This window comes from Reyranella sp. (assembly GCF_017305915.1).
In the GTDB taxonomy this organism is placed as follows: Bacteria; Pseudomonadota; Alphaproteobacteria; order Reyranellales; family Reyranellaceae; genus Reyranella.
Genome location: NZ_JAFKJN010000009.1, coordinates 20,009 through 42,480, shown reverse-complemented (window position 1 = coordinate 42,480; position 22,472 = coordinate 20,009). Strand labels below are relative to the sequence as shown.

Below are 22,472 nucleotides of genomic sequence, written 5' to 3'. Positions count from 1 at the left end.
TGTCCCGCGTCTTCGCCTGCGGGAGCTCGGCCCACAGGCTTGCGCGTCCCGGCTGCCCGAGTCGGCCCTGAGAAAGGCGACGCCATCATGTCCCCCTCTTCGGCTTCCGCTAGCCGGGCATGATCGCGGCACGCGTCGACTCGTCCGCCGCGCTTCGGCTCGATCCCCCTTCGGAAGCACAGCGACGCTATGGCGAACCGATTTCATGCCGATTACGTCCGACACGAAAATCGTTACGTCCGTATCGTTCACTCGCTTGAGCCGCTGACGGTGAAAATCGCTGTTATTTCCCTGTTATCCGATCGTCAGCGCGTCACCACCGCCATCGTGTGGCGGGCGATCATGCGTTCCTCGTCGGTCGGGATGACCCAGGCCGCGATCGACGACGACGCGGCGCTGATGCGGCCCTCGCCTTCCTCGTTGCGCGCCTCGTCGAGGACAAGGCCCAGCCATCCGCATTGCGCGGCGACCTCGGCGCGAGTCGCGACGTCGTTCTCGCCGATGCCGCCGGTGAAGACCACACCGTCGAGCCCGCCGAGCGCCGCCGCCATCGAGCCGATCTCGCGAACGATACGGTATATGAAGAGGTCGATCGCCTCGCGCGCCTCGAGTGCCGACAATTGCCGCAGCGTGCGCATGTCCGACGAGAGGCCGGAGACGCCGAGCAGGCCCGACTCGTTGTAGATCAGCGACTCGACGGCGCGCGCATCCATGCCGCGGCTGTCCATCAGGTACAGGATCACGCCGGGATCGATGGAGCCGGTGCGCGTGCCCATCATCAGCCCGTCGACCGCGGTGAAGCCCATGGTGCTGGCGACGCTGCGGCCGTCCCTGACCGCGGCGAGGCTGGCGCCGTTGCCGAGATGGGCGATCACCAGCCGCCTGGCCGCCAGCGCGGGATCGAGCTCACGGAGCCGCGTGACGATGAACTCGTAGCTGAGGCCGTGGAAGCCGTAGCGGCGCACGCCCTCTTCGCTCAGCTTGCGCGGCAGGGCGAAGGCCTGGGCGAGCGGCGGCTGGCTGCGATGGAAGGCGGTGTCGAAGCAGGCGACCTGCGGCAGGTCCGGCATCGCCTGGGCGATCACCCTGATCGGCTCGAGATTGTGCGGCTGGTGCAGCGGCGCCAGCGGGATCAGCCGGGCCAGCGTCTCGACGACCTTGGCATCGACTCGCACGGGCACCGCGTACTCGGCCCCGCCATGCGCCACGCGGTGGCCGACGGCATGGATCTGCGCATCGCCGATTAACTGGCGGCCGGTGCGGACGATCTCCTCGGTGGCGGCGCGATGGTCGAGGTCGTTACCGGCCCATTCGCGCTCGACCACCGGCTTGTGCGCGGCATCGAACACCCTGAGCCGCGGCTTGCTGCCGATCCGCTCGATCTGGCCGCGGAACATCAGGTCGAGCCCGTCCGCCCGGTAGATCGCGAACTTGATGCTCGAGGAGCCGGCGTTGAGGACCGCGACGCAGCCGCTCATCGGTCAGGCGATGACTGAATTGGCATTAGCCCGGCGCGCCGCGGCGGACAGCACGGCGACGGCGCAGGAGGCGAGCCGGGTCGGCAGCGAGTCGGCGCGGCTGGTCAGCACGATCGGCACCCGCGCGCCCAGCACGATGCCGGCGGCGTCGGCGCCGGCCAGGAAAGAAAGGCTCTTGGCCAGCATGTTGCCGGCCTCGAGGTCGGGCACCACCAGCACGTTGGCGCGGCCGGCGACCGGCGAGACGATGTGCTTGATCGCTGCCGCATCGGGGCTGATCGCATTGTCGAGCGCCAGCGGCCCGTCGAGCAGCGCGCCGGTGATCTGGCCTCTATCGGCCATCTTGCACAGGGCGGCTGCCTCGACGGTCGACGGCACCTTGGGGTTGACCGTCTCCATCGCGCTCAGGATGGCGACCCGCACCTCGGCCGCACCCATGGCGTGCGCGAGGTCGATCGCGTTCTGGACGATGTCGACCTTGGCCTCGAGGTCGGGCGCGATGTTGACGGCAGCGTCGGTGATGATCAGCGCGTCGGCGTGGCCCGGCACGTCCATGATGAAGCAGTGGCTGATGCGGCGCGCGGTGCGGATGCCGTCGCTGCGCGACACCACGGCGCCCATCAGCTCGTCGGTGTGCAGGCTGCCCTTCATCAGCGCCTCGGCCTTGCCCTCCTTCACCTGGAGGACGGCCTTGGCCGCCGAATCGTGACTGTGCTCGGACGCGACCTGCTCGAACCGCGAGATATCGAGCTTGGTCTTCTCGGCCGCGGCGCGGATGCGATGCGGCGGCCCGACCAGGATCGGCCGGATCAGGCCGAGCTTCGCCGCCTCGACCGCGCTCTCGAGCGAGACCTCGTCGCAGGGGTGAACGACCGCCATCGCGACGCCCTTGCGCTCGCGCGCCGCCGCGATCAGGCGCTCGTACTTGTCGTGGTGCTTTCCGGGAACGGCTTGATCAGGCATGGGCGCACCTTAGGCCAGTCGCTCTGGACGAGTCTTGACCTTCCGCGAGAAGATCCCGTGAACGCCGGCCCACCGTTTCGCCGTTTGTTTTCGGTAGTGCGGGCAGGCGCTGGTGCTCCTCGAGGGCCGTCATGCGGCGGTCGAGGTCGGCCACGTAGGCATGCGCCATCAGCACGCGCGCCGTGGCCGCGCCCTCCTGCGGCGTCAGCTCGCCGTTCAGGACCACGTCGGGACCGTCGGGACTGCCCTTGGCGAAGCGGCCGTTGGCCAGGCGGAAATCGAAAGACGGATCGTTGGACATGGCGGAATCCTGCGCGTCAAGCTGAATACCGCGGGCACCATAATCTGAGTCGATCCGCGCACCTATTATGGGCAATGGCCGCGAAAATTCTGCCGGAGACTCAACGCGCGAAACCCGGCCCATTGCCCATAATGGCGCTCCGCCACGAGCGCTTATCCGCAAGCTCTTTCGAGCTGGCTCAGTAGAGCTTGATGCCGTAGTTCAGGATCAGCCGCACCTCGTCGACGGTGGTGCGGACATTGTTCTGGTCGACCCTCGCCTGGCCATACTGTGCGCGCAGCCACAGGCCCTTCAACACGTCCCAGTTGGGCCGCCATTCGAGACTGAAGTTCCACTCGTCCTCGAGCACCGGGACGCCCGAGGCGGGCGCCTGGGTCCAGCCGCGAAAGTAGAACACCGAGGCGCCGACGCCCGGCAGGCCGAGCGGCGTCGCGACGTAGGACAGGCCGGCCATGAGCGCGGTCTCGCCGGCGCGATTGAAGGGTTGGATCAGGGCGTCGGTGTAGAACGGGTTGCCGCTCCACGGCGTCTGGATGTTGAAGCCCGCATTCACGGCGGTGATGGCCGCGGTCGCGATCGCCGATCTGTAGCCGAGCTGGAGCTGGGCCCCGAATTCGCTGGTGGCCCAATAGGTGCCGCCGTTCAGCAGGTTGCTCCCGGTGCTGTTCTGAGCGGCGAACTGCGTCGACAGCGCGGCCAGCAGGTCCGAGCCGAGCGCCGTCGCGATTTTCGCCTCGGTATAGAAGATGTTGATCGTGTCCTGGGCATAGTAATCGATCGCGCCGATGCGAAGCGGCCCCCAGCGGAACAGCCCGCCCAGCACGCCGGTACCGCGATCCTCGCCCGCTCCTGCCGCGCGCGACATCGAGACGAAGTCGGTCGCATTGCGGTCCTTCATGGCGGCGACATAGCCGCCGCCGTAGCGGAAGTACGGACCTCCGTCAGGACCGCCGAAGCTGCCGCGCAGGACGTAGCCGTAGAAGGTCTTCGGCGACATGCGGTTGTCTTGCGGGCCGAGAAACGGCGTCTCGAAGAGATAGCGCCCGGCGATGATCTCGTGGTCATCGGTGATATGAACCTTGCCGTAGAGCTGGCCGAGCACGCCGTACTGCTGTTGGCCGGGCTTGAGCAGGCCGGTGCCGTCGTGCTCGATCGGCGCATGGACCGGGAATGAGGTGTAGAGCACGAAGCCGCCCGAGATCAGGTCGAACAGCCGGCCGCTCTCGAAGGCTACCGAGCCGCCGCTTGCCCACGCCTCCAGCCAGCGTGCCCCGGTCGACGCGTCGCTCACCTGGTCGCGGTAGTAGCTGCGCACGTTGATCGCAGCCTTCGCATCGCGCAGGAAGGGCGGTGCGTCCTTGAGCTGCTCGCGGATCTGGGGAAACAGCATCGTCGGTTCCGCCTTCGGGACCGCGGCGAAAGCCTTCTCGATCGCCAGCAGGCTTTGATGCGGGGTCTCGGGGATCGGATCTTCCTGCTTGGCGCTTTGCGCCCGCACCGATGTTGCCGTGGCCGTGGCCGCCGCCGCGACCATGCTCATGATCGCAGCGAACCTCCGATACTGCTTCATCGTCTTACCGACAGCTCAGCTCGCCTCACACCTTCGCGATATGCGACAGCCTGTCCTCGTCGAGGATGGCCACGGCGTCGCCGCCGACCAGCGCGATCAGCCGCATGTCGCGCAGCCGGCTGAAGGAGCGGCTGACCGTCTCCAAAGTCAGCCCGAGATAGTCTGCGATCTCCTGCCGAGTCAAATGCAGGGTCAGCGGATGCGTGCAGATGTGGCGCGACACGTAGAGCTCGTGGATCTCGACCAGGAAATGCGCCACGCGCTCGGTCGACTTGAGCTGGCCGATCACCGTCAGGTTCCGCGTCGCCCGTCGCAGCCGGTCGGAGACGTCCTCGGCCAGCGCGCAAGCGAGGTCGATGTCGCGCCCGATGAAGGCGACGAACTTCTCGCCGTCGAAGGCGCAGGCCTCGACCTCGGTCAGCGCCTCGGCGCAGAACAGGTAGCGGCCGCGATGCTCGGGATAGCCGCACAGGTCGCCGACGGTGCGGATGCCGATGATCTGCCGCCGCCCGTCATCCAGCGTCCGCGATTCGGCGACGATGCCCTTGGTGATCTTGTAGACCGTGCGGGCGGGCTCGTCGGTGCGGTACATGAACTCGCGCTTGGACCAGCGCCGCCGGCCGCCCATCGCGAGGAGCTGCGCCAGCCGTTGATCGTCGAGGGGACGGCAGATGCCGAGCGAGCTGCCCAGGCACGAATCGCACAGCAATTTCCTGGGCGGGGACGAGAGGCGCCACGTCGCGGCTGGGCGGATCTGCTCGGTTTTCACATCGGCACTGTACCCTTCTGGGCATTGCCTGTCTGTGACGATGCGATTCGAGATTGTGGGTCAGCAGTGGCTTACCCGCTATTCCTAGAATTCAACGTGAACGTGCGGACAGTTTTCGCCGATCAGCGCCAGCCGATGGTGACAACGACATCGCGCGGCATGCCGCCGGGATAGTCGAGGCCCGCGTAGCGGATGTGGTAGCCGCGCGGCGGCCATGTCGGTGCAGAGGTGGTTCGGGAAGCGGAACACCTGCACCGACAACAGGCCGTTCTCGACGACGCGGCCGATGATCGCCGACGCCTTGTCCATGACCTCCCGGTCGGTCAGGCCGGACGGCTTGCCCAGCCGTTCCATCAGCGCGGCCTTCTCGGCCTTCTCGGCCTTCTCGGCCTTCTCGACGTGCAGGTGCTTCATCGCCTCCGACGCCTTGGCGGCGGCGATCTTGGCCTGGAGCTCCTTGGCGGTGAGCATCGGAGCACCTTCTGCTTTGACGATCAGTATTTCTCGGCGACCAGGCGGCGGCCGGCGAGCGAGGCATGGTCGTCGTAGCGGCGCTTGGTCGAGCGCTCCGGCAGCTTGACCTTGGCGCGGTCGACCTTCTTGTATGGAATCTGCGCCAGGATATGCGAGATGACGTTGAGGCGGGCGCGCCGCTTGTCGTCGGAGAAGACGATGTGCCACGGCGCGTCGTCGGTGTCGGTCGCCTCGAACATCAGGTCGCGCGCCTTGGAATAGTCGTACCAGCGCTTGAAGGACTCGATGTCCATCGGCGAGAGCTTCCACTGCCGCATCGGATCCTCGATGCGCGCGTGGAAGCGGCGCTCCTGCTCCTTCTGCCCGACCTCGAGCCAGATCTTGATCAGCCGGGTGCCGTTGTCGACCAGGAACTTCTCGACCGCGGGGCAGAGCTGCAGGAAGCGCTGGTGCTGCGCCGGCGTGCAGAAGCCCATGACGTACTCGACGCCGGCGCGGTTGTACCAGCTGCGGTCGAAGATCACGATCTCGCCGCCGGCCGGAAAGCGCTCGATGTAGCGCTGCATGTACATCTGGGTCTTCTCGCGGTCCGACGGCGCCGGCAGCGCTTGGACGCGGAACACGCGCGGGCTGACCCGCCCGGTGATCGCCTTGATGGTGCCGCCCTTGCCGGCGGCGTCGCGGCCCTCGAGCACGATGACGATGCGCTCGCGCGAAACCTTGACCCATTCCTGCAGATGGCAAAGCTCGACCTGCAGCTTGCGCAGCTCTTCCTCGTAGACCTTGCGCTTGAGCCGCTTTCTTCCCTCGGACTTCGGCATAGGGCTCTTCCCACCGGTAGCTGGCCAAGCTTAGCCGCGGGGACCGCGCCGGCTTTGACATTGATCAAGCCGCACGGTGAAGTCGGTCCCGGCAGGTGATCATGAAGTTCGGTGTCACGGTCGTTCCCAGCGTTTCCGACTGGAAGCTGTTCGTCGATCTCGAGGCGATGGGTTACGACTGCGCCTGGGCGGCCGATTCGCAGATGCTCTATTCGGACGCCTATGCCGTGCTGGCGCTGGCCGCCGCCAACACCTCGCGCATCCGCCTCGGCACCGGCGTCGCGGTGGCGCCGACGCGCCTCGCGCCGGTCACCGCCCATTCGATCGCTTCGATCAACCGGCTGGCGCCCGGCCGCGTCTTCCTCGGCATCGGGACCGGTCACACCGCGATGCGGGTGATGGGCCAGGACCCGATGAAGGCCGGCGGCTTCCGCGAATACCTGCGCGTGCTGCGTGCCCTGCTGCACGGCGAGGAGGTCGACTACGCGCTGAACGGCTGTAGCCAGTCGATCCGCTTCCTCCATGCCGATCGAGGCTTCATCGATGTCGCGCATCCGGTGCCGATCTATGTCGCCGCCGACGGGCCGCTGGCGCTCAAGGCCGCCGGCGCCTACGGCGACGGCCGCGTCTGCTCGCACAACCAGACCCGCGCCCGCCTGCAGAAGAGCCTGGAGACGATGCAGCAGGGCGCCTCGGCGGTCGGCCGCACCCTGCCCGACGACTTCCACACCGCCGCGCTCACCTTTGCCTGCGTGCTGCGCCCGGGTGAAAGCCCGACCTCGGAGCGCGTGATCGACACCATCGGCCCGATGGCCGCCGCGACGCTGCACTACTGGTGGGAGCTCTATCAGAAGGACGGCGACACCAGCACGATCAGCCAGCGCTGCCTCGGCCTGTGGGACGAGTACCTCGCCTTCACCGAGAAGATGGAGGTGCCGCTCGCCAAGCGCTACCAGCAGGTCCATTTCGGCCATTGCGCCTTCCTGCCGCTGGAGGAGCGCCGCTTCATCACCCCGGACCTGATCCGCGCCACCGGCGGCCTGGTCGGCGCGCCCGACGAGATCATCGCCATGATGCGCGAGCGCGAGGCGATGGGCCTCGACGAGGTCACCCTGCTGCCCGCCATGACCGAGGCGCGCAGTACGCTGAAGGACTTCGCCGAACAGGTGATCGCCAAGTACTAAGGCCCGGTTGAGAGTGACACGCAATCGGGTTTTGCCATCGGCCCGGCGCACCTGAAATGCACACGCGCCTGGATTTGGGCTCGTTTTGCCATTCGCCACTCCCCCGAAGGCGTGCCAATGGCGCGCAGCGATCGCCCTTGCAAATGAGGCTCGGCACCACCATATCAACCGTGCCGTTCGTTTCGGTCTCCGACAGATTCGACCGAAGCACCCGAGCCGCGGCGCGATACACTCCGAACAAAAAGGTTTCCTTTGCGCCCAGAACGCGTGCTCGCGCTCGAACGTTTCGTGCGGAACGAGCTCAGCCTTCAACGACTCCTCGCGACCAGCCGCCGGGCCGCTTCGACCCGCATGTCGGCGATTCGCCGGGCCGCGGCCGCTGCTCCGCCGGCCATCCGCATCCTCCTTCCGCTGCCCCGGCAGAAAGTCGCGTGATGGCGAGGACGTCCATGACCTACGTCGGCGCCCTGCGCGGAGAAGGCCTGTTGATCGGCTCAGCCGACGGCTGCGAGCTCGGCCGTGCCGAGTACGATATCGGCGGCTTCCTCAACCACACCAAGGCCATGGTCGCCTCGGGCGAGTTGCGCATGCATCCGGGATCGCTCAAGCGGGCCTTCGGACGTGTCGACCTGGTGCTGCAGACCGACACGGGCATGAACCTCGCGGTGCGTTTCAGCGGCAAGCTGCTGGCTGGCGGAAGCGCCGCGGCCCATGTCGATGTGACCGAAGGCTTGCCGACCCAGGCGGACTGGCCGCGTTGACGCCGGTCGCCGGCATGATGCCGCAGCGGCTGTCCGTGCTGCGGGCTCGGATGCTGCCGCCATTGCGGCGCAACTGACCCGGCCGGTCGATCTGGCGAAGCGGCGAAGGCGCGGCTACCTTCCGGCAGCGCCATTGCCGGCGCGGGTCGGCCTCGTGATGTACATTCCCACATCGGTCGAGCTGTCGAGGATGCTGGACCGCACGCAGGAGCCGCGCGTGCCGATCGCGTGGCTGATGGCGCAGCTCGGTCGGCGCTCCTTCGGCTTGACCTTTTTCGTGATGGGCATGGTCGCCCTGATTCCCGGCGCCTCGACCCTCGTCGGCGTGCTGCTGGCATGGCCAGCCGTTCAGCTCCTCCTCGGTCACGAGGCGACGGCCTTGCCGCGAATCATTGCGGGGCGGAAGGTCGGTGTCGACAGGCTGACGCGGGTCATACGCATCCTCACGCCGCGGCTCGAATGGCTGGAGCGGGTGATCCGGCCGCGCTGGCCGGAACTCTTCCAGACGATGCGGCGGATGATCGGCCTGACGATGCTGTTGCTCGGCCTGACGATGATCTCGCCGGTGCCTTTCTCCCACGTCGTGCCCGCGCTCGTGATCATGCTGCTGGCCGCCGCCTACATGGAGGAAGACGGCCTGGCGCTGCTGGTCTCGCTGCTGAGCGCGCTCACGTCGCTGGGGCTCACCGCAGCGACGGTTTGGGGTACGGTGGCGACGGTCGACTGGCTGGATCCGGCGTCACTCGGCTAGACCGGCTACGGGTCGCGCCGGGACAGCCGATCGAAATCGGCCAGGACAGCAACGATCAGGCCCCTCACCCGGGCATCGCCCGATGTCGCCTCGAGCAGCCCAAGCAGGTAGCGCGCCTTGTCCGCCGCCTCCTGCCAGGACTGCGCCGGCAGCGTCAGGAGGTGACGCTCCAGCGCTTCCTGCCTCTGCTGCAGGGCCGCGCGGTTGGCCTCGACCTCGGCGGTCAGCCGGCGCAAATCGGTCGCGTGCCGCAAGGTCGGGTCGCGACGATGGTCGAGATCGATCGGCTTGTCGTTCATGGCATCACGTCCTTGATCCCCGGCAGGCATCGCGTCGCCGGACGGTCGGTGTCACGGCCGGAGCCACGCATAGGCGAGGATGCCAACCACCAGCAGCGCTGGAAAAAGCACCGGCGGCACCAGCCAGTCCTTCAGATTTCTCATCTCGGCGCCTTGGGAGGCCCGCCAAGGCCTTGCAGGGCATCGACGACAAGCGCCGCCGCCAGCTCGATGGGATCGACGTCGACCACCTCGCGCGCGTGGCCAGCCAAGGCGATCGCGGGCAGGTAGAGCAGAGTCCGCATGCGCTGGAAGACTTCAAATGACAGCCCTTCGAGACGCTCCTCTTCGGTGATCAGCCGGTAGCTCCCGGCCGGCTGTGTCTCGTCGAATTGGCTCAGACGAAAGGGCCGGCCGAAATGGATGGTGCTCTCGGTGGATCGTATGAACATGCGCGCCTCCCGTGGCGGCGATGGCGCCTAGAGGGCCCGGCCGTTCAGCAGGTCGGCGACGTCGCGTTGCGCGATGGCTTTCTCGATACCGTACTTCGCGGCGACCTGGACGGCGAGGTCGTCCTCGTTCTTGAGGTCGGACAGTTCCTGCTCGCTGAACTTGCCCCACTTGCCGCCGATTGCCGCCAGGACCTCGCGCTTCTGCAGGGCCCGCTTCTGGCCGTCGGTCCGGGCCTGCATGCGGTTGGGCGCCGTCGAGGGCTGGTCGGTCATGTGGATTTTCTCCGGTCGAGCTGCCGGCCCAATGGGCGATCGGACGGCGCTTTCGACAGGTGGGGCGGCGCCGACGTCAATGTAAGGACCGGCGGCGCTATTTAATTCCGGCGCTTGAAGGGATAGGGCTGGACTCTTGCGCGAATGAAGCGACGGTAGCGCGCGGGTGATACCGGTTTAACGGGCCACGATCCGCAGCCGCGATTCGCGGACCATCGCCGCCGCGCGCTCGGCATCGAAGCCGTCGAGCTTGCCGCCGCGCATGCGGATCCTGCCGTCGACCATCACTGTGTCGATGTCGCGCGGGCTGGTCTGCAGCAGGACGTGGGCGCAGGGATCGTCGGCGATCGACTCGCCGAACGGCCCCTTGCGGATCAGCACGATGTCGGCCCGCTTGCCGACCGCCAGCGAGCCGATGCGATCGTCCATGCCGAGCACCCGCGCCGCGGTGATGGTGGCGGTCTCGATCAGCTTGCGCGGCGTCAGCAGCGGCATCCCCGGCCGCACCGCCGGCCGGCGGCCGAGCACGGTCGAGAAGCTGCGCTCCATCGCGCCGTCGAGATAGCCCTGCACGTTGAACATAACCCGAAGCTGGCCGAGCGTGTCCGAGGCGATCGAGCAGGGGATGTCGCAGCCGAACACGACGTCGACGCCGCGATCCATCGCGCGCCGCACCACGTCGGCCGGCGTGCCTTGGGTATCGGCGGTCGGCGTGAAGCAGAGCGGCATGCGCGCCCTGGCCATCGCCTCGAGCTCGGGATTGCCGATCAGGTTGCCGTGGATCACCAGCAGGTCGGGGCCGAGCAGGCCGGCCGCCTTCAGCTTGTCGATCGTGCCGGCCTCGTTGACATGGATGCAGCTCGGCGCCTCGAGCTCGCGCGTGAAGCGGAGCTGCAGCGGCAGCCCCTCCGCGCCGATCGATTCGACGCCGAAGCCGATCGTCGTGATGCCTGCCGGGTCGTGGTAGCGGTCGTAGATCCGCCGGGCGTCGTTGAACCGGGCGGCCGGCGGGAAATTGTCCGGCTGGAAGGTCATGAACGAATACTCGAACAGATGCCGGATGCCCGTCGTCTTCAGCGCCTCGAGCGAGCGCGGCGCGTGGTCGGGCGTGCCGATGTTGTGGCAGTAGTCGACGACCGTCGTGGTGCCGTAGGACAGCATCTCGAAGCCGCCGACATAGGCGGCATTGAAATTGTCGTCGGGCGTGTAGCGGGCACGCAGAGGCAGCAGGCCTGTATTATAAGTGCCCTGCCATAGATCGGGCACGTAACCGCGCAACACGGTCTGCCACAGGCACGTATGCGCGTCGATGATGCCCGGCAGGGCGATCATGCCCGAAGCGTCGATCCGTTCGGCATCGAGCGACTGCAGCGACGGGCCGATCGCCGCGATCGCGCCGTTCTCTATCAGGATGTCTGACTCGGCGAGGTCGCCCAGCGCCAGATCCATGGTGACGATGTCGGCGCCGCGAATGATCGTCCTTGCCATGCTCACGCTCCCTCCCCTGCCCCGACGGCGAGAACCCGCTGACGTTCGCGCGCAGCGTAGCGCCGGGCAAGGGCGGCGCAGGCCATGAATTGCATCTGGTGATAGACGATCATCGGCAGCACGACGAAGCCCAGGGTCGAGCCGGCGAACAGCGCGTTGGCCATCGGGATGCCCATGATCAGGCTCTTCTGCGTGCCGCAGAAGGCGATCGGGATCTGGTCCTCGCGCGTGAAGCGCAGCCGGCGGGCGGTGAAGACGTTGAACGACAACATCACCGCCAGCAGGACTCCGTCAACCAGCACCAGGGCGAGGAAGCTCTGTACCGGCAGCAGGCGCCACATGCCCGACAAGGTCGCCGCGCTGATCGCGCCATAGACCATCAGCAGGACCGAGCCGAGATCGACCCGCCGCACCGTTTTCTGGTTCCGCTTCATCCAGGGCTCGAGCCAGCGCTGCAGTACCTGGCCGGCGATGAACGGCGGCAGGAGCTGCAGGGCGATCGACACGACGCCGTTCACCGAGGCCTCGCCATGGGCATGCAGCAGCAGCCCGACCAGCAGGGGCGTCAGCACCACGCCGATGATGCTCGACAGCGAAGCGCTGCACAGCGCCGCCGCCACGTTGCCGCCGGCGATCGAGGTGAAGATCACCGAGGCCTGGACGGTCGACGGCAGGCAGCAGAGGAACAGCACGCCGACATAGAGCGGCGCCGCGATCAGCGTGCCCGACACCGGCCCCAGCGCCAGCCCGAGCAGCGGGAAGACGACGAAGGTCGAGCTGAAGATCATCAGATGCAGCCGCCAGTGCAGGATGCCGGCCAGCACTGCGGCACGCGACAGCCGTGCGCCCTGCAGGAAGAACAGCAGGCCGATGGCGATCTTGCTGGCGATGCCGACCCAGCGCGCCGCCTCGCCGCCGCAGGGAAGGAAGGCGCCGAGCACCACGATCGCCAGGATGGCGAGCGTGAACCCATCCGGCAGGAAACGGGCGAGGGTGCGCATCACTCCGTCGTCCCGGGCGTAGCCGAGGGACCTCTCTCATTACCGCAACCGATAAAAATAGATCCCTCCACTCCGCTTCTCTCCGGTAGGGACGACGGGGTGGGCATCACGAAAACCGCGCCCGCAGTCGCGGCGCGACATCGCGGGCGAAGTGCTCCAGGCTTGAATTGGTCTGGTCGGGCCGCATGCCGGGAGGCACGGCCCAGGTCACGAGGTCGGTGAAGCCGTATTCCTCGATGAAGGCCGAGAGCTCGGCGACGCAGTGATCGACGTCGCCGACCACCCAGGTCTGCGGGATGCGCTTGCCTTCGCTGATGCCGGCGACGCCGCCATGCCCGCCCGCCTCCTCGCGGAACTTGTTGTAGATCTCCATGCGCCGCCGCTCGGCCGCGCGCACCGCGCCCCAGTCGCGCTCGCGATCGTCGGTCACCAGGCAGGACTTGATGATGCCGATGCGATGGTCCGCGGGATCGCGCCCCTCCTCCTTGAGCTTGGCCAGCCACGGATCGAGCGAACGCTCGCGCTCGCCCTGCGGCAGCAGGTTGGTACCGAACTTCGCGGCCCGCAGCGCGCCCGCCTCCGCCATCGAGGCGATCCACAGCGGCGGGCCGCCCGGCTGCACGTAGCCCGGCGCGATCTTCACCTGATCGAACTGGTAGCGCTTGCCGGCGAAGCTGAAGGTCTCGCCGGTGAAGGCGCGCTTCAGCACCTCGATCCCCTCGTCGGTCAGCGACACACGGCGCGCCACCGGCATGCCGAAGCCGCGGAACTCGTGCGGCGCGTAGCCCATGCCGACGCCCATCTCGACCCGGCCGCCGCTGATGTTGTCGAGCACCGCGAGATCCTCGGCCAGCCGGATCGGATGGTTGAACGGCAGCAGGCAGACATCGCAGGAGAAGCGCACCTTCTTCGTGCGCGCCGCCATCGCCGCCGCCACGGGAATCCACGACGGCAGGTAGCCGTCGTCGACGAAGTGATGCTCGGTGAACCAGACCAGGTCGAGCCCCAGCCCGTCGAGCCAGGCGACCTGATCCATGATCGCGGCATAGAGCTGCTGATGGCTGAGGCCCGATTCGGGCGGATTGCGGAAGTCGTATGCCACGCCCAGGCGCAGCGGCTTGCGAGTGCTCACTTCAGGGACCCCTGCAGGGCGACAAGATTCTGGGGCACGATCTTGATCAGGCCGAGCCGCGGCGTGTCGATGTCGAAGATCAGCGCGAAGGCGAGCGCCACGAACAGCGGCAGAATCGTCAGCAGGCGCTTGTGCAGGGGAGCGGCCTTCGCCCCGTAACCGATCAGCACGTTGCACATGAAGGCGATGGCGCCCATCAGGGTCACGGCCGACATCGGCACGTGGTTCCACCAGGCCGCCTGGGTATAGCCCTGTGCGTTGATGACGTCGTTCATGCCCGCGACCACCAGCGCCACGACGGGGTCGGGTTGCCGCTTGGCCGGTCCCACGACGGCCGTCCACAGCTCTGCCTGGAGGCGGGCGGTCGCCGGATCCAGGACCCGCGCGCCCTCGGCGTCTGCAACGTAGTAGCGGACGCGCAGGTCGAGATAGCGCTTGAGCGCATCGCGCACCTTGTCGGCATCGGCGGCCGGCAGGAGATCGGCCCGCAGATACTCGGTGCCGATGGCGTTGGCTTCGGCTTCCTCGAGGTTCTTGCGCTGGTCGTAGCGGTTCGCCGCCATCGAGAAGCTGAAGCCGATGAGCAACCCCAGCAGCGTCAGGGTGGCGGCCAGGATCAGCGAGAAATCTTCCTGCTGCTTTTCATCGAGGCCCGCCCGGCGGCGCAGCCACGAGCCGAGCCATCCGGCCACCAGCAGCGCGACCAGCGTGAACAGGAAGACCGACACCGGCCGGAAGAAAATCGTATCCATCTAGAGACTGAGCTCCGGCACATCGATCCAGCGCCGCTCGGCAACGCTCTTGTACGCAAGGTCGGCGAGCTGCACGGCCTTGGCGCCCTCGACCAGCGTCGGCACGAGCGGCGCGTCCTCCGCAACGTGGCGCAGGAAGCTCTCCCAGAGCTGCCGGAAGGGCGGCAACAGGTCGATCGTGTCGGGCACTTCCTCCCAGTGCGCCTGCAGGTCGACGCCGCCCGGCCGCGCCGCTTTGATGAAGGCTTCCGGCGTGTTGACCGCGGCCTGGGTGAAGCACTGGAAGCGGCCGGCCGAGGCCGAGCCGTTGGTGCCGTCGATATGGACCATCATGGTGTCGGCGCGGCGCGGCCGGCTCGCCCAGCTGTTGGTGATCTGGCCGATCGCGCCGTCCCTGGTCCGCAGCATCGCGTAAACCGTGTCCTCGGCATCGACCTTGTAGCGCTGGCCCTGCTCGTCGACCCGTTCGGGAATGGCGGTGTCCATCAGCGCCGACACCGCCGTGATCGGCGAGACCAGGCGGTCGATCATGTAGCGCCAGTGCGCCATCATATCGAGCGCCAGCCCGCCGCCGTCCTTCTTGCGGTAATTCCAGCTTGGCCGCTGGCACTCCTGCGTCGTGCCGTCGAAGATCCACGAGCCGGCATCGACCCGCACCGACAGGATGCGGCCGAAGAAGCCGGAGTTCTTGACGAACAGCAGCTTGGCGTAGCCCGGCAGGTAGAGCTTGTCCTGGATCACGCCGTGCTTGAGGCCGGCCTTGTGGGCGAGCCGCGCCAGCTCCATCGCCTCCTCGACGGTCGGCGCGGTCGGCTTCTCGATGTGGATGTGCTTGCCTGCCGCGATCGCCTTGCGCACGCGCTCCGGTCGCCCGCCGGTGGCCGAGCAATCCATGAAGATCCTGTCCGGTCCGGCCAGCGCCTCGTCGAGGTTGGTCGTCGCGCGCTTGACACCGTGCGCCGCCGCCAGCGCCTTGATGCTGTCAGCGTTGCGGCCGACCACCGTGAGTTCGGGGATCAGCCGGTCGCCGTTCTTGAGCTTCAGCCCGCCTTCCTTGGCGATCGCCAGGAGGTGCGCCATGTGCTGGGTCGTGCCCATGCGGCCGGTCGCGCCGTTGATGATGACGCCGATAGGGATGTTGGCCATCGCTTCCTCCGAACTCTAGTGCAGTGCCGCGCGCACGTCGGCCGCCGTCGCCGGCTCGCCGCCGGCCTCGCGCACCAGCCGCACCGCCTCCTCGACCCAGGCGACATTGCCGGTCTGCGTGCCGAGCGGCGCATCCTCCAGCCCGACCCGCACATGGCCGCCGCGCGCCACCGTCTCGCCGATCAGCGGCCGGACGTCGACGCTGAGACCGGCAATCATCCACGGTGCCGAGGCGTCGAGCTCCTGCAGCAGCGCCACGTGGGCGGCGAGCGCGTAGGGCTTGGGCGGAAAGCCGAAGGCGAAGCTTTGGGAAAACATGAAGCGATACATCGGCGTCTTCACGCCCGCGGCCCGCGCGAGCGCAGCACCCGCGCGGGTGAAGCCCGGCTCGTAGATAGCGTAGGCCGGCGGCAGGCCGCGGCGCGCCGCAAAGGCCAGCGCGTAACGCACATGCCCCTCGGGATTGAGATAGGTGAAGGCGGGCTTCGCCTCGGCCGTGGTGATGGCGGTGGTGAAGTTGACGCTGCCGGGATCGACCACAGCGAACTCCAGCAGGCCGCGCTCGGCCAGGGCCTCGACATGGGCAAAGCGCTGCTCGGCCGTCATGCCGGGCTCGGCGGCGGGATAGGACGGGTAGACCGGCACGTCGATCTCGGCGCGGATGCCCTCGATGATGCGGGCGTAGACCTGCCAGTCGAAGACGTGGCGGCCATCCCGGTAAGCGTGGGTGTGCACGATCGCAGCACCGGCCCGCGCGCAGGCGATGCCGTCGGCGACGATCGCCTCGACCGTATCGGGGATGCGGGGCTGGAGCTTGCGGCTCCACGCGCCGTTCAACGCCACCTCGATCCAGACCTTGTGCATCGCAGCCTCCTTGCCGGATTGCCCGGCGATAATAGGATGGCGGCGTGGAAAACGAGTACGACTTCGTCATCGTCGGCGGCGGTTCTGCAGGCGCTGTGCTGGCCGCCCGCCTCTCCGAAAACCCCAGGATCCGCGTCCTGCTGCTGGAGGCCGGCCGCGACTTCCGCACGGCGGAGACTCCCGAGCACATCCGCATCCCCAATCCGCTGCGGGCGATTGCGGACGACGACTACCGCTATCCCAAGCTGCTGGCGCGCCGCACCGAGCGGCAGGAGCCGAAGCTGCTGTGGAGGGGCCGCGCGATCGGCGGCAGCTCGACCATCAACGGCCAGATCGCGATCCGCGGCATCCCCGACGATTTCGAGGATTGGGCGCGCGAAGGCTGCACCGGCTGGGGCTGGACCGACGTGCTGCCGTACTTTCGCAAGCTCGAGAGCGACGGCGACTTCGGCGACAAACCCTATCACGGCAATCGCGGCCCGATCCCGGTCTATCGGGCGCCGGTCGAGCAATGGGGCCATGTCGACCGCGCCGTGATGAAGGCGGGCCTCGCGCTGGGCTATGGCTGGTGCGAGGACCACAACGCACCCGAAGGCACCGGCGTCTCGCCCTACGCCATCAACAGCCGCGCCGGCCTGCGCATCTCGACCAACGACGGTTATCTCGAGCCGGCGCGCGGACGCCCGAACCTGACCATCGTCGGCAACGCCATCGTCGACACGCTGTCGTTCGAAGGCAATCGCCCGCATGCCAACGGCGTGATCGTTCACGTCGGCAACGGCGAGGCCCGCAGCGTGCGGGCGCGGCGCGAGGTGCTGCTGTGCGCCGGCGCGATCCATTCGCCGGCGGTGCTGCAGCGCTCGGGCATCGGGCCGCGCACCTGGCTGGAGCCGCTCGGCATCGAGGTCGTGGCCGACCGGCCGGTCGGGCAGCACCTGCTCGACCATCCGATCCTGAGCGTGCTGCTCGACCTGCGTGACGGGGCGCAGGCCAGCACGCTCGCCCATCGCCACACCAACTGCTGCATCCGCTACGGCTCGGGCCTTGCCGGTGCGGGCGTCAACGACATGATCGTGATCGCGGGCAACCTGCGGCCCGCCGAGGACGGCGGCACGGCGCGTGCCCGCATCGCGGTGTCGGCCTTCCAGGCGCTGAGCGAGGGCACGGTGCGCATCACCGAGCGCGATCCGGCGATCGACCCGCAGGTCGACGAGCGCATGCTGTCGGACGACAGCGACCTGGTGCGCATGCGCGACGGCGTGCAGCGGTTGCGCGATCTCGGGAGGCATCCCGAGATCGCGGCCATCTCGACGCGGGTCGAGTACGGCGTGACCGGGCGATCGATCGAGGACGAGCTCAACGGCACGGCGCTCGACGACTGGATGTTCGCGGAATGCTCCGATGCGCAGCACGCCAGCGGCACCTGCCGCATGGGCGCGGCCGACGACCCGCGCTCGGTGGTCGATCCCGAGTGCCGGGTGATCGGCGTCACCGGCCTGCGGGTGATCGATGCCTCGGTGATGCCCACCGTGGTGCGCGCCAACACGCATTTCACCACGGTGATGATCGCCGAGAAGATGGCGGATCTGTTGAAGCGCTAGTCTTGCCGGACCGCCGGCCTCCGGCCCGCATCATGACTCATGAGCGGGCCGGCAAGAGAAGTCTACCCCCGCAGCACCTTGCCGGCCTTGGCTTCGGTCAGCTTGCCCTGTTCCCACGTCGGCGCGCCGTTGACGATGGTGTACTCGACGCCGCGCGACGGCATGACGATGCGCTTGGCGCCGCCCGGCAGGTCGTAGCGGCGCTCGCCGTGGTTCGACGAGCCGATGCTATCGGCATCGAAGATCGCGACGTCGGCCGGCGCGCCCTCGACCAGGCGGCCACGGTCCTTCAGGCCGAACAGGTCGGCCGGATCGGAGGTCAGCTTGCGCACGCCCTCCTCGAGCGTGATCGCCTCTTTCTCCCGAACCCACGTGCCGAGCAGGTAGGTCGGGTAGCCGGCGTCGCACAGCATGTCGACATGCGCGCCGCCGTCGCCCAGCGCCATCAGGATCGCCTTGTTGTTCAGCAGCTCGCGCATGCGGTCCTCGCGGGTGTTCCACGAGGCCATGGTCAGCTCGCACTGGAGATTGTCGGCCAGCACCAGGTCGAGGAAGGTGTCGACGCCGTCCTTGCCCTGCTTCTGGGCTATGTCGGCGATCGAATGGCCCTCCATCGCCTTCAGCGCCGGGTTCTTCACGGCATAGACGCCGATGCGGCCCCAGTTGCTGAAGCCGGTCGGGTTCTTGAGGTCGTGGCGGAACTGGTCGCGGAAGGTCTTGTCGGCATAGACCTTCTTCTGCGCCTCCTTGTCGGTATCGGCGAACACCCGCTTCCACGACGGGAAGGAGGCGAAGGAGAACGGGTTGTTCATGTCGACTTCGCGGGTCAGCGGCAGCGGCGAGGTCTGCGGCCGGGCGCCCTTGGCGATCATCGGCGCGGCGCGGCGCAGGGTGTCGCGCACCGCCTCGGGGATGTCGTCACGGTCGAACAGCGCGATGAAGGTGACCGGCCGGCCCGAGGCGTCGAGCAGGAAGTCGAGCAGCTCGCACTGGTCCTGTTCGAGCACGCCGACCTGGCGGGTCAGCGCGATCTCGATCGCGCCCTTGTTGCGCCGCTTGAGCTCGCCGGCATAGGCCTTCAGCTCCTCGCGGCTGGCGTTGCGGCAGGCCAGCGGCTTGGCCTCGTAGCCGATGTGCTGGTTGAGCGTGGTCGAGGAGAAGCCGAGCGCGCCCGCATCCATCGCCTCGCCGATCAGCGCGGCGATCTTCGCGGTCTCCGCGGGCGTCGCCGCGCGGTCCATCGAGGCCTCGCCCATCACGTAGTGGCGGAACGGCGTCAGCGGCGCGATGAACGCCAGGTTGAGCGACGGCTTGCGTGCCGCCGCGGCGTCCATGAATTGCGGGAAGGTTTCCCAGTCCCAGGTGATGCCCTTGTTCAGCACATCGAACGGGATGCCCTCGACGTTGACCAGATCCTTCATCGCGATCTCGCGCGTCTCGGGCTTGCACGGCGCGATGCCGACGCCGCAATTGCCCATCACCACGCTGGTGACGCCGTGCCACGACGACGGTGTCACCGCGCCGTCCCAGCAGATCTGCGCGTCGTAGTGGGTATGCGGATCTACGAAGCCCGGTGCCACGACCAGGCCGTGCGCATCGATGGTGCGCTTGGCGCCCTCGGTCACCTTGCCGATCTCGGCGACGTGGCCGTCATGGATGGCGACGTCGGCCTGGTACCGCTTTGCACCGGTTCCGTCGACCACGGTGCCGTTCTTGATCACGAGGTCGTAGCTCATCGTTTCCTCCCGAAGAAACCTGGCCAGCCGGATTAGAACTCCAGCAGGTTATCCCGCAAGAGCTTGTGGGCATAGGCCTTGCGAGTCAGTCCCCGACGCTGCAACTCAGGCACCAGCCCATCGCAGATCTCCATGACGTAGCGCCTGTCGAAATAGGTGTTGAAGATCAGGAACCCGTCGCCGCCCGTCTCCTGGACGATGTCCTGCATCCGGCTGGCGACGCTGTCGGGCGTGCCGACCACCTCGAAGCCCTGGCGGCGGCTGCCGGTGGCGAGCGAGCGCGGCGTCTTGCCGATCCAGTTGGCGAGCGAGGACTGGTGGCCGTTGGTGGTGAGGCCCTCGGGCAGCGGCTGGTCGAGATCGAACTGCGCGAAGTCGATGTTGGTCAGCCGCGACAGGCCCGACAGGTTGAGGTCGAGATGGCGGCCGTCCTCCTCGGCCAGCAGGCGGCGCCGCTCGCGCGCCGCCTCCTCGGTGACGTCGACGATCGGATAGGTGAGGTACAGCACCTTGATGCTGTCAGGATCGCGGCCGTAGCTGGCGGCGAGGCGGCGCACTTCCGCGCGGAACGCCTTCATCGCCTCGACGGTGATAGCGTTGGTGATGATGGTGTCGGCCCAGCGCGCGGCGAAGGCCTGGCCGCGCGGCGAGCCGCCGGCCTGGCAGATCGGCACGCGGCCCTGCGGCGAACGCGGCGCGTTCAACGGCCCGCGGACCTTGAAGTATTTGCCCTCGTGGTTGATCGCATGGACCTTGGCGCCGTCGGCGAAAAGGTGGTTCTCGCGGTCGAGCACGACGGCATCGGGCTCCCACGCTTCCCACAGCCGCGTCACCACATCGGTGAACTCGTCGGCGACGTCGTAGCGCTCGTTATGCGGTCGCTGCGCGTCGTGGCCGTAATTCTCGGCGGCGCCGTCGTTGCTGCTGGTCACGCAGTTCCAGCCGATCCGGCCCTCGGTCACATGGTCGAGCGTGTTGACCAGGCGGGCTAGCAGATAGGGCGGGTATTCGCTGGTCGAGAGTGTCGGCACCAGGCCGAGATGCTTCGTCACCGGGGCGAGGTAGGAGACCAGCACGGCAGGGTCGAGCTTGGGCGTGCTGGCGGCATACTTGAGATAGGTGTCGTGGCTGCCCTTGTAGGTGTAGGGCACCATCGAGGAATCCTCGATGATCATGTAGTCGAAGCCGCCGCGCTCCAGCCCCTTGGCGAGATCGATGAACAGGTCCGGCATCATCCAGCGCCTGAGGTCGCTGTCGCTGCCCGGCCAGGCTGAGCGCCAGGTCTTCGGGCCGTAGCCCTGCGACAGGAACCAGGCGAGATGGAAGTGGTCCTTCATCGCCGGCTTTAGAACTCCAGCAGGTTGTCGCGCAGGTGCCTGTGGGCGTAGGCCTTGCGGGTCAGGCCGCGGCGCTGCAGCTCGGGCACCAGCCCGTCGCAGATCTCGACCACGTAGCGGCGGTCGAAGTAGCTGTTGAAGATCAGGAAGCCGTCGCCGCCGACCTCCTCCATCAGCTCCTGCATCACGCCGGCGACATGGTCGGCGGTGCCGGTGAAGTCGATGCCGTCCTTGCGGGCGTAGGAGAGCACCAGGGTGCGCGGCGTCTTGCCGATCCACTTGGCGAGCGCCGACTGATGGCCGTTGGTGGTGAGATGCGCCGGCAGCGGCTCGTCGAGATCGAACCGATCGAAATCGATGCCGGTCAGCCGCGACATGCTGGAGAGCGCCATGTCGATATGCTCCTCGGCGGCGGCCGCCTCGCGGCGCTGGCGCTCGCGCGCGGCCGCCATCGTGGTGTCGATGATGGGATGGGCGAGGAACAGCACCTTGATGTCGTCGGGATTGCGGCCGAGCGCCGTGGCGCGTTTGCGGATGCCGTCGCGATAGGCCTTCATGCTCGCCGCACTGCCGCCGCCTTCGGTGATGATCGTGTCGGCCCAGCGCGATGCAAACTCCAGGCCGCGCGGCGAGCCGCCGGCCTGGCAGATCGGCACGCGCCCCTGCGGCGAGCGCGGCGCGTTGAGCGGCCCGCGCACCTTGAAGTACTTGCCGGCGTGATTCACCGGATGGACCTTGCTGCCGTCGGCGAAGACGTGATTCTCGCGGTCGAGCACGACGGCATCGGGCTCCCAGGCCTCCCACAGTCGGGTCACCAGGTCGGCGAACTCGTCGGCCACGTCGTAGCGCTCGTCGTGCGGGCGGTGCATGTCGTGGCCGTAGTTCTGCGCCGCGCCGTCGTTGCTGCCGGTGACACAATTCCAGCCGATCCGGCCTTCGGTCGTGTGGTCGAGGGTGTTGACCAGCCGCGCCAATAGATAGGGCGGGTACTCGCTGACCGAGAGCGTCGGCACCAGGCCGAGATGCTTCGTCGCCTGCGCGAGGTAGGGCACCAGGACGGCGGGATCGAGCTTGGGCGCCGAGGCGGCATACTTCAGATAGGTGTCGTGCGATCCCTTGTAGGTGTAGGGAACGTTCGATGAATCTTCGATGATCATGTAGTCGAAGCACGCCCGTTCCATGCCCTGTGCGAGGTCGATGAACAGGTCGGGCATCATCCAGCGCGCGACGTCGGCGCCCGGGAAGTCGGAGCGCCAGCTCTTGGGGCCGTAGCCCTGCGACAGGAACCACGCCAGATGAAAGGGCTTCTTGCTCATGGCGCGAGCGTAGAGCCTTTTTGC

General features: G+C 67.7%; 23 protein-coding genes. 4 read left to right on the top strand and 19 right to left on the bottom strand.

The features are described 5' to 3' along the window. Window positions 1–305: 305 nt before the first annotated feature. The 7 genes from J0J01_RS06575 to ppk2 all read right to left on the bottom strand — a co-directional run bounded on the left by J0J01_RS06575 (window position 306) and on the right by ppk2 (window position 6,376). Window positions 306–1,478: an acetate/propionate family kinase gene (locus J0J01_RS06575; protein WP_296379440.1), complete on the bottom strand. Its 1,173-nt coding sequence runs from the start codon at window positions 1,476–1,478 to the stop codon at window positions 306–308. 3 nt (window positions 1,479–1,481) lie between these two features. After that, on the bottom strand, window positions 1,482–2,441 hold the full coding sequence (locus tag J0J01_RS06570; protein ID WP_296379439.1) for a phosphate acetyltransferase: 960 nt from the start codon (window positions 2,439–2,441) through the stop codon (window positions 1,482–1,484). Beyond that, window positions 2,434–2,742: a hypothetical protein gene (locus tag J0J01_RS06565; protein WP_296379438.1), complete on the bottom strand. Its 309-nt coding sequence runs from the start codon at window positions 2,740–2,742 to the stop codon at window positions 2,434–2,436. Before J0J01_RS06565 ends, J0J01_RS06570 begins: the two co-directional genes overlap by 8 nt. A gap of 178 nt (window positions 2,743–2,920) precedes the next feature. Then, complete coding sequence (locus J0J01_RS06560) at window positions 2,921–4,282, bottom strand: OprD family outer membrane porin (RefSeq protein WP_296379437.1); 1,362 nt, start codon at window positions 4,280–4,282, stop codon at window positions 2,921–2,923. 55 nt (window positions 4,283–4,337) lie between these two features. Continuing rightward, entirely contained in the window at window positions 4,338–5,081 is a 744-nt protein-coding gene (locus J0J01_RS06555; RefSeq protein ID WP_296379436.1) for a Crp/Fnr family transcriptional regulator, read from the bottom strand. Window positions 5,082–5,165: 84 nt separating this feature from the next. Beyond that, a complete protein-coding gene (locus J0J01_RS06550) occupies window positions 5,166–5,552 on the bottom strand; it encodes a hypothetical protein (protein ID WP_296379435.1) in 387 nt (128 codons plus the stop codon). Between the two features lie 23 nt (window positions 5,553–5,575). Continuing rightward, on the bottom strand, window positions 5,576–6,376 hold the full coding sequence (gene ppk2, locus J0J01_RS06545; RefSeq protein ID WP_296379434.1) for a polyphosphate kinase 2: 801 nt from the start codon (window positions 6,374–6,376) through the stop codon (window positions 5,576–5,578). A gap of 101 nt (window positions 6,377–6,477) precedes the next feature. Between ppk2 and J0J01_RS06540 the strand changes: the two genes are divergently transcribed. The 3 genes from J0J01_RS06540 (at window position 6,478) to J0J01_RS06530 (ending at window position 9,072) form a co-directional block, all read left to right on the top strand. After that, window positions 6,478–7,560 carry an LLM class flavin-dependent oxidoreductase gene (locus tag J0J01_RS06540; RefSeq protein ID WP_296379432.1) on the top strand — a complete coding sequence of 361 codons (1,083 nt, stop codon included), beginning with the start codon at window positions 6,478–6,480 and terminating at the stop codon, window positions 7,558–7,560. Window positions 7,561–7,994: 434 nt separating this feature from the next. Then, complete coding sequence (locus tag J0J01_RS06535; RefSeq protein ID WP_296379431.1) at window positions 7,995–8,321, top strand: hypothetical protein; 327 nt, start codon at window positions 7,995–7,997, stop codon at window positions 8,319–8,321. Window positions 8,322–8,454: 133 nt separating this feature from the next. Further along, window positions 8,455–9,072, top strand: a complete 618-nt coding sequence (locus J0J01_RS06530; RefSeq protein WP_296379430.1) for an exopolysaccharide biosynthesis protein — start codon at window positions 8,455–8,457, stop codon at window positions 9,070–9,072. 5 nt (window positions 9,073–9,077) lie between these two features. Here the strand turns inward: J0J01_RS06530 and J0J01_RS06525 are convergent, their stop codons facing one another. The 9 genes from J0J01_RS06525 to J0J01_RS06485 all read right to left on the bottom strand — a co-directional run bounded on the left by J0J01_RS06525 (window position 9,078) and on the right by J0J01_RS06485 (window position 16,458). Next, window positions 9,078–9,371, bottom strand: coding sequence for a hypothetical protein (locus J0J01_RS06525; protein ID WP_296379429.1), 294 nt, complete (start codon window positions 9,369–9,371; stop codon window positions 9,078–9,080). Window positions 9,372–9,511: 140 nt separating this feature from the next. Further along, on the bottom strand, window positions 9,512–9,802 hold the full coding sequence (locus J0J01_RS06520; RefSeq protein ID WP_296379428.1) for a hypothetical protein: 291 nt from the start codon (window positions 9,800–9,802) through the stop codon (window positions 9,512–9,514). Between the two features lie 27 nt (window positions 9,803–9,829). Beyond that, on the bottom strand, window positions 9,830–10,075 hold the full coding sequence (locus J0J01_RS06515; RefSeq protein WP_296379427.1) for a hypothetical protein: 246 nt from the start codon (window positions 10,073–10,075) through the stop codon (window positions 9,830–9,832). 177 nt (window positions 10,076–10,252) lie between these two features. Then, window positions 10,253–11,563 (bottom strand): amidohydrolase family protein, encoded by a 1,311-nt coding sequence (locus J0J01_RS06510; RefSeq protein ID WP_296379426.1) that lies wholly within the window; start codon window positions 11,561–11,563, stop codon window positions 10,253–10,255. Window positions 11,564–11,565: 2 nt separating this feature from the next. Continuing rightward, on the bottom strand, window positions 11,566–12,564 hold the full coding sequence (locus J0J01_RS06505; RefSeq protein WP_296379684.1) for a bile acid:sodium symporter family protein: 999 nt from the start codon (window positions 12,562–12,564) through the stop codon (window positions 11,566–11,568). Window positions 12,565–12,670: 106 nt separating this feature from the next. Next, the gene (locus J0J01_RS06500) at window positions 12,671–13,696 is read right to left on the bottom strand and encodes an LLM class flavin-dependent oxidoreductase (protein ID WP_296379425.1); all 1,026 of its coding nucleotides are present in this window, start codon (window positions 13,694–13,696) and stop codon (window positions 12,671–12,673) included. Continuing rightward, the gene (locus tag J0J01_RS06495) at window positions 13,693–14,448 is read right to left on the bottom strand and encodes a hypothetical protein (RefSeq protein WP_296379424.1); all 756 of its coding nucleotides are present in this window, start codon (window positions 14,446–14,448) and stop codon (window positions 13,693–13,695) included. The genes J0J01_RS06500 and J0J01_RS06495 overlap by 4 nt, the downstream gene beginning before the upstream one ends. Further along, window positions 14,449–15,594: a Gfo/Idh/MocA family oxidoreductase gene (locus J0J01_RS06490; RefSeq protein ID WP_296379423.1), complete on the bottom strand. Its 1,146-nt coding sequence runs from the start codon at window positions 15,592–15,594 to the stop codon at window positions 14,449–14,451. Window positions 15,595–15,609: 15 nt separating this feature from the next. Continuing rightward, window positions 15,610–16,458, bottom strand: coding sequence for a 3-keto-5-aminohexanoate cleavage protein (locus tag J0J01_RS06485; RefSeq protein ID WP_296379422.1), 849 nt, complete (start codon window positions 16,456–16,458; stop codon window positions 15,610–15,612). 44 nt (window positions 16,459–16,502) lie between these two features. On the opposite strand from J0J01_RS06485, the gene J0J01_RS06480 reads away from it, so the two are divergent. Further along, on the top strand, window positions 16,503–18,059 hold the full coding sequence (locus J0J01_RS06480; protein WP_296379421.1) for a GMC family oxidoreductase N-terminal domain-containing protein: 1,557 nt from the start codon (window positions 16,503–16,505) through the stop codon (window positions 18,057–18,059). A gap of 62 nt (window positions 18,060–18,121) precedes the next feature. On the opposite strand, the gene J0J01_RS06475 is transcribed toward J0J01_RS06480, so the two are convergent. The 3 genes from J0J01_RS06475 to J0J01_RS06465 are packed head-to-tail and all read right to left on the bottom strand — an operon-like array spanning window position 18,122 to window position 22,448. Next, on the bottom strand, window positions 18,122–19,795 hold the full coding sequence (locus tag J0J01_RS06475) for an amidohydrolase family protein (protein WP_296379420.1): 1,674 nt from the start codon (window positions 19,793–19,795) through the stop codon (window positions 18,122–18,124). Window positions 19,796–19,827: 32 nt separating this feature from the next. Beyond that, on the bottom strand, window positions 19,828–21,132 hold the full coding sequence (locus J0J01_RS06470) for an NtaA/DmoA family FMN-dependent monooxygenase (protein WP_296379419.1): 1,305 nt from the start codon (window positions 21,130–21,132) through the stop codon (window positions 19,828–19,830). Between the two features lie 8 nt (window positions 21,133–21,140). Then, window positions 21,141–22,448, bottom strand: a complete 1,308-nt coding sequence (locus J0J01_RS06465) for an NtaA/DmoA family FMN-dependent monooxygenase (RefSeq protein WP_296379418.1) — start codon at window positions 22,446–22,448, stop codon at window positions 21,141–21,143. Window positions 22,449–22,472 lie beyond the last annotated feature (24 nt).